Here is a 10,103-nt window from a genome sequence, read left to right as displayed (position 1 = left end):
AAGGCGGGGCTCAGCCGCGGGCTGGCGGCGATGGCGCCGCTGCATCCGGGCCGCTGCCCGACGCCGGCTTGAACAGCGCTGCCGCGCTGAAGCGGCTGGGGGGATTGGAGTCGGTTTATCTGATCGCGTTGCGCAGCTTCATCGCCGAGGCCGAGAAGCTGGCGGCGCAGCTGCAAGCCGCGCGCGACGATGAAAACTGCACCGCCGCCTTGCCGGCGCTGCACACGTTGAAAGGCCTGGCCGGCACGGTCGGCGCCGACCGCCTGGCGGCGCTGAGCCAGCAAGCCGAGCTCGCCCTCAAGGAAGACGATGCCGCCTGGGCGCCGCTGGAGCAGGTGCTGGACGCCTGCCCCGGCGTCGCCGGCGACATCGAACAGCTGCTTAGCGGAAGCCGTCCGCGCTGATCTCGATCTCGCTGACTTCGCCATAGGTCTTGGCGATGTCGCGGATCGCCTCGGCCTTGCCGACCAACACCGTTTGCAGCTGTTTGCGCGGGAAGTGCTTGTCGACCAGCGCCTTGGCCTTCTCCGGCGTCAGGCTGTCGACGTCACGCGTGAAGTTGTCGATCTGCGCCCGGTCCACCCGGTTGGCGTACATATCGCCCAGCAGGCTGGCCAGCTGCTCGCTGGTTTCGTAGCGCGGCGGGAACTGGCCCTTCACATACGCCTTGGCCGACGCCAGCGTGGCGGCATCGATCCCTTTATCCCACAGCCGCTGGTAGGTCTTGTGCGCCAGCGCCAATGCGGCTTCGGTCTTCGGCAGCGCGGTAAAGCTGCTGATGGCAAAGGTGCCGGTCTGTGCCAGCGTGGCGAACTGGCTGTTGGCGCCATACGTCAGGCCGGAGTTGACGCGCAGCTCGTCGTTCAGCCACGAGGTGAAGCGCCCGCCCAGCACGGTGTTGACCACTTGCAGCTGCACGTAGTCCGGGTCGTTGCGGGCGATGCCGGCGCCGCCGATCAGGAAGGTGGTTTCGATCGCGTCCGGCTTGTTCACCAGCAGCACGCGCGCCTTGCTGGCCCGCACCTTGCCGTTGTCCTGCGCGGCCGGCGCCGGGCCGCTGGCTTTCCATGCGCCGAACAGGGATTCGATCTGCTGCCGCATCGCGGTCTTCTGGAAGTCGCCGACCACGATGATGGCGGCGTTGTCCGGACGGTAGTAGCGCTGGTAATAGCCCTGCACGTCGCCCTGTTTCAGCGCGGCCATGCTGCTGATGGTGCCGCTGGCCGGGATGCCATACGGGCTGTCGCCGAACAGCATGGCGCGGTAGTAGGTCTGCACCACGTTGCGCGGCGCTTCCTTGGCCTGCTTGATGCCGTTGACCTTGCGTGCGCGCAGCTTGGCCAGCTCGGCGTCGTCGAAGTTCGGCTGCTGGACGATTTCGGCGAACAGCGGCAGCAGCGCGGCCGTGTCGGCCTTGGCAAAGTTGGCTTGCACGGTGCTGGCCTCGGTGCCGGCGCCGCCGGCCAGGCGTGCGCCGCGGTAGTCGAAGGCCTGGTCGATGCTGGCCTTGTTGTGGGCGGCGGTGCCGAGCAGCAGGGCGTCGCCGGTCAGGTTGGACAGGCCGGGCTGCGCGCCATCGTTGACGGCGCCGGCCTTGACCACGGCACGCACCGAAATCAGCGGCACGTCGTGGCGTTCCATCAGGTACACGGTCAGGCCGTTTGGCAGTGTCACGGTGTCGAACTCGGGCAGACGGAATTCGGCGGCGTGGGCCGGCGCGGCCAGCAGGGCGGCGATGGCGGTGGCGATCGCGGCGCGCGCGGCGCTGGCAGTCAGTGGTGTATTCATCGTATCAATCCTCCTTCGCAGCCAGCACGCCGACGGTGCGCTGCGATTTCTTCAGGTATTTGGCGGCGACGGCCTGGATGTCGGCCGGCGTCAGTTTTTCGTAGGCGGCGGGGGCGTCGAACATCTTCTTGTAGTCGCCGAAGAAGACTTCGTAATTGCCCAATTGCTGCGCCTTGCCGTTGATGGTTTCCTGCTCGCGGTACAGATTGACCAATTTCTGGTTCTTGACCTTTTGCAGTTCCTCGGCCGTCACGCCATCCTTGACCAGCTTGTCGACTTCGGCCAGCAATGCTTTTTCCAGCGTCGCCGGTTCCACCTTGGCGGCGGCCACGGCGGACAGGTACAGCAGGCCCGGATCGAAGCCGTCCAGGCTGTTAGCGCTGACCTGCGTCGCCAGTTGCTGCTCCACCAGCGCTTTATAGAGACGCGAGGTCTTGCCGTCGGCTAGCAGGCTTTGCAGCACCTCCAGCGCGTAGTAATCGGGATTGCCGGCTTGCGGAATCTTGTAGGCGATGCTCAGGTTGGCCGAGGTGGCCGATTCCTTGGTGACGAACACGCGCCGCTCGCCGGTCTGCGGCGGCTCGACGGTGCGCACCGCCGGCGGCAGCGCGCGCTTCGGAATGGCGCCGAAGTACTTGGTGGCCAGCTTCTTCACCTCGTCGGCCTTGACGTCGCCGACGATCACCGACACCGCATTGTTCGGCGCGTAATAGGTGCGGAAATAGGTTTCCAGATCCTGCTGGGTCCAGGCCTTGATGTCGGACTCGTTGCCGATCACCGACCACGAATACGGGTGCGCCATGAAGGCCACGCTGTTGACCTCTTCGCGCAGCAGGCGCATGTTGGAGTTCTCCAGCCCGGTGCTGCGCTCGGACAGCACCACGCCGCGCTCGCTGGCGACCATTTTCGGATCAATGCTCAGGTGGGCGATGCGGTCGCTTTCCAGCGTGAAGATGGTTTCCAGCGAAGTGGCCGGGAACCAGTCCTGGTACACGGTCAGGTCGGTGCTGGTGTAGGCGTTGTTGGAGCCGCCCTTGGCTTCCATGGTGCGGTCGAACATTTTCGGGCCGAAGTTTTTCGAACCGTTGAACATCATGTGTTCAAAGAAGTGCGACAGGCCGGTAATGCCGGGCGCCTCATTGCGCGAGCCGACTTTCCAGAACGTGTACATATTGGCGTTGGGGATGCCGTGCGATTCCAGCACGATGAACTTCATGCCGTTGGCCAGCGTGAAGGTCTGCACCTGGTCGGCGCTGACGGCGGCCTGCGCGGCAGTTGTGCCCAGTACCATGGCCAGGCTGGCGGCCAAAACTTTCCATTTCATGAGCGTTCCTTTTCAAGAGAAGCGCAAAGCATACAACTTTTTGACAACTATTTGCGAATGACAAGTTTAACGGCTAGCATGGAGCCACTGACAACAGGAGTGATGCGATGGAAAAACCGATGAACTGGGTGGAGCACGAACTGAGCATGACCGTGCTGATGACGCCTGATATGGCCAATTTCTCAGGCAACGTCCATGGCGGCACGATTCTCAAGTATCTGGATAGCGTGGCGTATGCGTGCGCCAGCCGCTATTCCGGCAGCTATGTGGTGACGCTGTCGGTGGACCAGGTGATGTTCCTGCAGCCGATTCATGTCGGCGAGCTGGTGACCTTCCTGGCGTCGATCAATTACACCGGTAACACGTCGATGGAAGTCGGCATTCGGGTGGTGACGGAAAATATCCAGAAGCGGCTGGTGCGCCACGCTAATAGCTGCTACTTCACCATGGTGGCGGTGGACGAGCACCGCAAGCCAGTCAAGGTGCCGGAACTGGTGCCGGAGACGGAAGAGCAGAAGCAGCGCTGGGAACAGGCCTTGTTGCGCAAGCAGTCGCGCCAGATGGTGCACGGCAACCGCAAGAAATGACGCTGGTGATGGATCGCCAACTGCTGTTTATCTGTTTCCTGACGTTCGTGATCCATCTGATTGGCACGCTGGCGTATTCGGTGCGCATCGCCGGGATTCGCACGCGCCGCATTGCGGTGTCGCTGGCGCTGTTCAGCATTCTGGTGCTGGTGTCGCGCACCTCCAATTCTTTCCTCGGGCCGTTTTTGGCGAAGCGGGTGGAGTCCAGCATCGGCATGCCGCTGTCCGGCCCGGAGCTGCTGAGCGATTTTCGCTGGCTGCTGGTGTCGGCCTCGCTGGCCACGATTGTCGGGGCGCTGTTGATTCCGACCTTTCAGCGCGTGTTTTGCCGGGCCGTGATGCACTTCCAGATCCATCGTTCGGTGCCGAAGCTGATCTTGCATGGGTTCTTCAAAGGCGGACTGTCGTATGTGAAGGACAATGTCAGTCTGCCGCGCGCCAGCAACCTCGCTGGTTTGCGCGATACGCAAAGTGTGTCGCTGTCGGTCACGCTGTTGAATGTGATCGCCACCGCGCTGTGGACGGTAGGCGTGTTCGCCGCGCTGTACGCTGGCGTGCTGGACCCGTCGGTGCGAGTGACGTCCAGTACCCTGTCTTCAATCATCAACGGGGGCGCCACGGTGATGATGGCGGTGTTCATCGATCCGCATATGTCGGGCATGACGGATGACGTCATCGAAGGGAAGGTGAGCGAAACGCAATTCCGGCGCGCCGTTGTGTGGCTGGTCGGCAGCCGTTTGTCCGGCACCTTGCTGGCGCAGCTGCTGCTGGTGCCGTCAGCGCTGCTCATCACCCTCGTGGCCAAGGCCATTTGAGGGCACTACTCCTACCTATATTTTCTCCCGCTCTAAAAACTCTAAAACCTCTAGAACGCTCTAAAACGCTAGATTTCGAACTATTTCGCTAGATTTCGCTCTAAAAAAAATAGAGCTTTTAGAGGAAATAGAGTGATCTAGAGAGAATAGAGCGAGCAACACTTTATTTTTAGAGTGATTTCTAGCGTTATAGAGCGAAATAGAGCGTTCTAGAGAAAATAGACGTTTTAGAGGGAGAGAAAATGGACCACCCTGACCACCCGATCGGCGGTATGTACCTGCCGAGCAAAGTATTCATGGCCCTGATCGAACATACCGGCGAGGGCTGTTATGGCGAAAAAACGGTAGCCGCATTGAGTACACTCATCAAACAGTGGATCGCCACCACGCCCGCTGCACACTGCCCGTGGCGCGAAGACGAAGACGAAGACGAAGACAGCGAAGACGAAGACAGCGACGACGAAGGGGACGCCAGCGCTGCCGGCGAAACGCCAACCGCGCCGCAGTCCGCGCCGAAGCAGGCCGCATCACCGCCAACCATTACGCCGCAGCCCGCCCCAGCGCCACATGCATCAACGCCAGTCGCCACAACGGCCGCCCTGCTGACACCCAGCCCAGCACCCGGTGCGACCAACGGCCACTCGGTCACCCGGGGGTACCAATGGAAGCAGCTCTTCCTGCCCAACGGCACCGAACTGCGCACCATCTACTGCGGGCGCTCAATCTACGCCAAAGTCGAAAACGAACAAATCATCAGCGATAGCGGACCGACCACGCCATCGCGGCTGGCCAACAGCAATGGCTGTGGCAGCCGCAACGCCTGGCAAACGATCTGGCTGCGTCTGCCTGGCAGCACGCGGTGGCAGCGTGCCGCTGACTGCCGCTGACTGCCGCTGACTGCCGGCGGCTGGCCGGCGCATAGCCCCGACCAGCGGCGCCGGACTTACTTGTTGCGGCGCGTGAGGAAGATCAGGCCGGCCGCGATCACCGAGGCGGCGGACAGCGCGTACAAGCCGCCCTGGATCGAACCCGTCTTCTGCTCCAGATAACCGAAGGTGGCTGGCGCCACGAAGCCGCCCAGATTGCCCAGCGAGTTGATCAGCGCGATCACGGCCGCCGCGATGCGGCTGTCCAGATAACCTTGCGGAATCGGCCAGAACAGCGACGACGCCGCCTTGAAGCCAATCGCCGCAAAGCAGATCGCCACGAACGCAAACACCGGTCCGCCGGTGGTGGAGGCGTACATGCCGCACGCTGCCACCAGCAACGCCACCGCCACCCACGCCTGCTGATGGCGATATTTCTGCGCCAGTGTGGCAAACATATACATGGCCGCGATCGAGATAATCCACGGAATCGAGTTAAACAAGCCGATCTCGAATTCCGAGAAGTGGCCCATCTTCTTGATGATGCTCGGCAGCCAGAACGTGGCGCCATAAATGGTCAGCTGGATGGCAAAGAAGATCACGCAGAACAGCGCAATGCGGCCATCCTTGAGCAGCGAGAACATGCTGGCATGCGGCGACCGCTTGGCGTCACGCTCTTTGCGTTCGGCCTCGATCACGGCCGCCAGTTCGCGCCGCTCCTCATTGGTCAGCCACTTGGCGTCTTCCGGTCGCGAGTCGAGGAAGAACCACACCACGAAGCACAGCACCACCGACGCCAGCCCTTCAATCACGAACATCCATTGCCAGCCGTGGAAGCCGCCGCCCTCGATCGACAGCAGCGCGCCGGACAGTGGACCGGAGATCACCGACGCCAGCGCCGAACCGCTGAGGAAGATCGCCATCGCCTTGCCGCGCTCGCTATTCGGCAGCCACTGCGTGAAGTAATACACCACGCCCGGGAAGAAGCCGGCCTCGGCCACGCCCAGCAGGAAGCGCACCACGTAGAACGAGGTCTCGCCCTGCACGAAGGCCATGCAGGTGGCGACGATGCCCCAGGTCGCCATGATGCGGGTCAGCCACGCCTTGGCGCCGAAGCGCTGCTGCAAAATATTGGATGGCACCTCGAACACCGCATAGGCGAGGAAGAAGATGCCGGCCCCGAATCCGAACGCAGCCGCGCCGATGCCGAGGTCTTTCTCCAGATGCGAGCGGACAAAGCCGATGTTGACGCGGTCGATATAGTTGGCAATGAACATCACCACGAACAGCGGCAGGATGCGCCACTTGACCTTGCTGACGGCGGTGTCGAGAACGGAACGGGCGGCAGCAACGCCGCCGGTGGTGCTGGCGATGGTAGTCATATTGTCTCCTTGTGGTTCTTGTCGTTGTTATTAGCGAACCATGCAAGGCATTTTGTTATTGAACTTCCAGCCGGGGATCAGGAACTGCATCGCCACCGCATCGTCGCGCGCGCCCAGTCCCATATTGTTGTACAGGTGATGCGCCTTTTCGATCGCATCCATGTCCAGTTCCACGCCGAGGCCGCCGCGCTGCGGCACCTGCACCATGCCGCCTTCGATCTGCAGCGGATTCCTGGTCAGGTGCTGGCCGTCCTGCCAGATCCAGTGGGTGTCGATGGCGGTGATGTTGCCCGGCGCCGCCGCCGCCACATGGGTGAACATGGCCAGCGAAATGTCGAAGTGGTTGTTCGAATGCGAGCCCCAGGTCAGGCCCCACTCATGGCACATCTGCGCCACCCGCACCGAACCCTGCATGGTCCAAAAGTGCGGATCGGCCAGCGGAATGTCGACCGATTGCAGCTGGATCGCGTGGCGCATCTCGCGCCAGTCGGTGGCCACCATATTGGTGGCGGTCAGCAGGCCGGTGGCGCGGCGGAACTCGGCCATCACCTCGCGCCCCGAGTAACCGTTCTCGGCGCCGCACGGGTCTTCGGCGTAAGCCAGCACATCGCCCTGGTCGCGGCACAGGCGAATCGCATCCTTCAGCAGCCAGCCGCCGTTCGGATCGAGCGTCACGCGCGCCTGCGGGAAGCGTTCGTGGATGGCGGTGACGGCCTCGATTTCCTCTTCGCCGCGAAACACGCCGCCTTTCAGCTTGAAGTCGTTGAAGCCGTAGCGCTCATAGGCCGCTTCGGCCAGCCGCACGATGGCGTCCGGCGTCAGCGCCGCCTCATAGCGCAAACGGGTCCAGGCGTCCGGCGCGTCGGCCGGGGTGGCGGCGTAGGGCAGGTCGGTGGCCTGGCGGTCGCCCACATAGAACAGATAACCCAGCATTTCCACCTGGCTGCGTTGCTGGCCTTCGCCCAGCAGGGCGGCCACCGGCACGCCGAGGAACTGGCCCAGCAGATCGAGCAGCGCCGCTTCCAGCGCCGTCACGGCGTGCACGGCGATGCGCAGGTCGAAGGTTTGCAGGCCGCGGCCGCCGGCGTCGCGGTCGGCGAAGGCGGCGCGCGCCGCGTTCAGGATGGCGTGGTAATTGCCGATCGGCTGGTTCAGCACCAGCGGGCGGGCGTCTTCCAGCGTCTGACGGATCTTCTCGCCGCCCGGCACCTCGCCGGCGCCGGTGTTGCCCAGGCTGTCGGTGAGGATGACGATGTTGCGCGTGAAATACGGGCCGTGGGCGCCGCTCAGGTTCAGCAGCATGCTGTCGTGGCCGGCCACGGGAATGACGCGCATGGCAACAATGCGGGGCGTGTCGGAAGGCTTTTGGGTCATGATGTCTCCATAAATGATTGCGCTGTCATCATGATGGTAGCCTTGTGTGCCTGTAATTTCAAGGTAAACCTGAAACTAAAATGATTGAAAATGATGTATGATGCTACAATTGCACATCACCCCTTATCATCAAGCGCCATGGACAACACCGAACTGCGCAGCCTGCGCACCCCCGAAGGCGACCTCAGCGTCAGCGGCGCCACGCTGGTCGATGTGGCGCGGGTGGCCGGCGTGTCGCCGATCACCGTCTCGCGCGCCTTGAACCAGCCGCACCTGGTGCGGCCCAATACGGTCGCCAAGGTGCAGGCCGCGGTGGCGCAGACGGGCTACGTCAAAAACATGATGGCCGGCGCGCTGGCGTCGGCGCGCAGCCGGCTGGTGTCCCTGGTGCTGCCGACCATTTCGACGCCGATCTTCGCCGACATGGCGCAGGCCGCCAGCGACCACCTGACCGCCGCCGGCTACCAGGTCATGCTGGGCCTGTCGAGCTACGAAGCGTGGCGCGAGGAATTGCTGGTCGAGACCATCCTCAGCCGCCGGCCCGACGGCGTCATCCTGACCGGTTCGCTGCACACGGACAGCACCCGGCGCCGGCTGCAAGCGTCGCAGGTGCCGGTGGTGGAAACGTGGGACCTGACGCCGTCGCCGGTCGACATGATGGTCGGCTTCTCGCATGAAGACGTCGGCCACGCCATCGCCCAGCACCTGCTGGCGCAAGGCTACCGCCGCATCGCCATCCTGGCGGTGCAAGACCCGCGCGCGGCGCGCCGCAACCAGGGCCTGCAGGCTGGGCTGGCCAAGCACGGGGTCGAAGTGGCGGCGGTGCAGATCATGCCGCTGCCGTCGACCTTCGCCCTGGGGCGCGACGGCCTGGAAGCGCTGCTGGCGCGCTGTCCCGACATGGACGCCGTGGTGTGCAGTTCCGACACGCTGGCGCACGGCGTGCTGACCGAAGCCATCGCGCGCGGCCTGTCCGTACCGCAGCAATTGGCGGTGGTCGGCTTCGGCGACCTCAATTTTGCTGCCCGCACCTATCCGCCGCTATCGACTGTACGCGTCGATGGGGCTAATATCGGACGTATGGCAGCGCAAGCGATCCTGGACCGGGTGGACGGCAAGGCGGTAGCCCGCCTGAACGACACCGGTTTTGAGCTGATCCAGCGCGGCAGCACCTAAAACAAGGAGGCCGGCATGGAAATGAAGCGCATCAACGCGGGTAAATTGCGGGCTATCGGGTATGACGCCCGCGACAAACTGTTGCGGGTGGAGTTTGACGACGGCAGCGCCATGGACTATAGCGGTGTCGGCAATGAGGTGTGGCGCAAGCTGTCGACCTCGGGGGCGGCGTGGAGCTACTACCGCGACAATATCGAGGAAGAATATACGGGGCGGCGCGGTGTGGTGCGCAAACCCACCACCCGCGCCGACCTCGAAGACCTGTTCAAGCCGCCGTCGGAAACTTAGCGCCTTAGCGCCGGCGCGCCGCCGGATCGTCGGTGCAGACATCGCGGAAATTGGACGGCCGGTCGCTGGCGCTGTGCTCGGTAATGCAGGCCAGCGTGGTCTTCACCTGGCCCAGCCTGCGGTCCGGCGTGATGCTGCTGACCACATCCACCTCCGCATAAAACGGCTTGCCCTTGACCGGCACCACCGTGTACGTCATGCGCACCGGCAGCCAGACGCCGCGCGAACTGTAGGACTTGGCCAGCTTGACCTGGCCGCCGGCCCGCTTCAGCACCACCGGCGCGTTCTTGACGGTGCGCTCGGCCAGCTGCTCGATGGTCTGGCGCGCTGCCGCCAAGTGCACCGAATCCGGCGCGGCCGGATTGCAGCGCGCCTGATGCACATCCGCCACCCGCGCCTCGGCCTTCACCAGCGCCGCGCGCGCCTGGTCCACCCGCTCCGGCTGACTTTCCAACTGCGCCGGCCAGCCGGCCAGCTCGGCATCGGCCCGCGCCACCTGCTCA

At 63.6% G+C, this 10,103-nt stretch carries 11 protein-coding genes; 6 read left to right on the top strand and 5 right to left on the bottom strand.

What is annotated here, in order from left to right:
• Positions 1-404 (top strand): Hpt domain-containing protein (locus GTP69_RS30195; RefSeq protein ID WP_161058331.1); only part of this gene is annotated, 404 nt, incomplete at its 5' end.
• Here the strand turns inward: GTP69_RS30195 and GTP69_RS30190 are convergent.
• Together GTP69_RS30190 and GTP69_RS30185 are read right to left on the bottom strand one after the other, a co-directional pair.
• The gene (locus GTP69_RS30190; RefSeq protein WP_161058330.1) at positions 382-1,788 is read right to left on the bottom strand and encodes a M16 family metallopeptidase; all 1,407 of its coding nucleotides are present in this window, start codon (positions 1,786-1,788) and stop codon (positions 382-384) included. The genes GTP69_RS30195 and GTP69_RS30190 overlap by 23 nt on opposite strands.
• 4 nt (positions 1,789-1,792) lie before the next feature.
• Positions 1,793-3,112: a M16 family metallopeptidase gene (locus GTP69_RS30185; RefSeq protein WP_161058329.1), complete on the bottom strand. Its 1,320-nt coding sequence runs from the start codon at positions 3,110-3,112 to the stop codon at positions 1,793-1,795.
• Between the two features lie 107 nt (positions 3,113-3,219).
• On the opposite strand from GTP69_RS30185, the gene GTP69_RS30180 reads away from it, so the two are divergent.
• The 3 genes from GTP69_RS30180 (at position 3,220) to GTP69_RS30170 (ending at position 5,401) form a co-directional block, all read left to right on the top strand.
• Positions 3,220-3,699 carry an acyl-CoA thioesterase gene (locus tag GTP69_RS30180; protein WP_161058328.1) on the top strand — a complete coding sequence of 160 codons (480 nt, stop codon included), beginning with the start codon at positions 3,220-3,222 and terminating at the stop codon, positions 3,697-3,699.
• Between the two features lie 8 nt (positions 3,700-3,707).
• Positions 3,708-4,514, top strand: coding sequence for a lipid II flippase Amj family protein (locus GTP69_RS30175; protein WP_161058327.1), 807 nt, complete (start codon positions 3,708-3,710; stop codon positions 4,512-4,514).
• Positions 4,515-4,756: 242 nt separating this feature from the next.
• A complete protein-coding gene (locus GTP69_RS30170) occupies positions 4,757-5,401 on the top strand; it encodes a hypothetical protein (protein WP_161058326.1) in 645 nt (214 codons plus the stop codon).
• A 56-nt stretch (positions 5,402-5,457) separates the two neighbouring features.
• On the opposite strand, the gene GTP69_RS30165 is transcribed toward GTP69_RS30170, so the two are convergent.
• Both GTP69_RS30165 and gudD read right to left on the bottom strand, forming a co-directional pair.
• Positions 5,458-6,762 carry an MFS transporter gene (locus GTP69_RS30165; protein ID WP_161058325.1) on the bottom strand — a complete coding sequence of 435 codons (1,305 nt, stop codon included), beginning with the start codon at positions 6,760-6,762 and terminating at the stop codon, positions 5,458-5,460.
• A 30-nt stretch (positions 6,763-6,792) separates the two neighbouring features.
• Positions 6,793-8,136: a glucarate dehydratase gene (gene gudD / locus GTP69_RS30160; protein ID WP_161058324.1), complete on the bottom strand. Its 1,344-nt coding sequence runs from the start codon at positions 8,134-8,136 to the stop codon at positions 6,793-6,795.
• Between the two features lie 138 nt (positions 8,137-8,274).
• On the opposite strand from gudD, the gene GTP69_RS30155 reads away from it, so the two are divergent.
• On the top strand, positions 8,275-9,312 hold the full coding sequence (locus tag GTP69_RS30155; RefSeq protein WP_161058323.1) for a LacI family DNA-binding transcriptional regulator: 1,038 nt from the start codon (positions 8,275-8,277) through the stop codon (positions 9,310-9,312).
• Positions 9,313-9,327: 15 nt separating this feature from the next.
• Positions 9,328-9,600, top strand: coding sequence for a KTSC domain-containing protein (locus tag GTP69_RS30150; protein WP_161058322.1), 273 nt, complete (start codon positions 9,328-9,330; stop codon positions 9,598-9,600).
• A gap of 4 nt (positions 9,601-9,604) precedes the next feature.
• Here the strand turns inward: GTP69_RS30150 and GTP69_RS30145 are convergent.
• Positions 9,605-10,103, bottom strand: a 499-nt coding sequence (locus tag GTP69_RS30145; protein ID WP_161058321.1) for a hypothetical protein, incomplete at its 5' end; no start/stop codon positions are given.

Source organism: Duganella levis, from assembly GCF_009857605.1.
GTDB classification, from domain to species: domain Bacteria; phylum Pseudomonadota; class Gammaproteobacteria; order Burkholderiales; family Burkholderiaceae_D; genus Rugamonas; species Rugamonas levis.
This window is presented reverse-complemented; position numbering and strand designations above follow the sequence as displayed.